Origin of the sequence: Pseudomonas viridiflava, from assembly GCF_900602065.1 — a bacterium.
GTDB lineage: Bacteria > Pseudomonadota > Gammaproteobacteria > Pseudomonadales > Pseudomonadaceae > Aquipseudomonas.
In genome coordinates, this window is the sequence record NZ_UWFN01000046.1 from 1 (window position 1) to 473 (window position 473).

The following is a 473-nucleotide window of genomic DNA, read 5'->3' on the forward strand; positions in this document are numbered from 1 at the left end:
AATGGCGTCATGCAGCGTTCGCGCTGGCGACCACACTGGGCACCGCTATTGCCAATGGCACGTTGAAAGCATTCTTTGCGCGGGCTCGCCCGGAAGTGCTGCTCGATCCGCTCACCACTTACAGCATGCCGAGCGGGCACAGCTCGGCGGCATTCGCGCTGTTCATGACCGTCGCCGTGCTGGCCGGACGTGGCCAGCCGTGCGGCTGCGCCTGACGTGGTTGCTGGTCTTCGGGATTCCGGCACTGGCGATTGCCCTGTCGCGGGTGTACCTGGGCGTGCATTGGCCGACGGATATTCTGGCAGGCATGCTGTTGGCGTTCTGCATCTGCGCCGCGAGTCTTGCGATCATCCAGCGCAACGAGTCGCTGCCAGCCATGTCACCCAAAGTCTGGTGGCTGATTATACCGGCCCTGACCGCCCTGCTCGGCTCGTTTGCCGTGCACGACCTGTCGCATGGGGTGCTGCGTTATC

General features: G+C 63.8%; 1 pseudogene. It reads left to right on the top strand.

What is annotated here, in order from left to right:
- Positions 1-473: pseudogene (locus tag EE949_RS00920) on the top strand (phosphatase PAP2 family protein); the annotation flags it as partial.